The organism is Pseudoponticoccus marisrubri, assembly GCF_001482405.1.
Taxonomy (GTDB): Bacteria; Pseudomonadota; Alphaproteobacteria; order Rhodobacterales; family Rhodobacteraceae; genus Pseudoponticoccus; species Pseudoponticoccus marisrubri.
The window spans coordinates 1-255 of record NZ_LPXO01000109.1; the positions used below are offsets into that span (position 1 = coordinate 1).

At 65.5% G+C, this 255-nt stretch carries 1 protein-coding gene; it reads left to right on the forward strand.

Annotated features, from left to right (window positions below):
* Positions 1-37: 37 nt before the first annotated feature.
* Positions 38-255, forward strand: a 218-nt coding sequence (locus AVJ23_RS22085) for a putative PEP-binding protein (protein WP_240484781.1), incomplete at its 3' end; no start/stop codon positions are given.

Sequence of the window (255 nt, forward strand, 5' to 3'; positions counted from 1 at the left end):
CCTGCACCCGGCGGTGTTGCGCGCATTGCATCACGTGGTGCAAGCCAGTCACGTGGCCAATACCAAGGTGGGCATCTGCGGTGAACTGGCCGGGGACCCCGGCGGCGCGCTGCTGCTGGTGGCCATGGGCTACGACGTCCTGTCGATGAATGCCACCAACCTGCCCCGGGTGAAGGCGGCCCTGAGGGCGGTCACCAAGACCGATATGAACCACCTGCTCGAACAGAGCCTGAACCTGCAGTGCCCGGAGCAGAT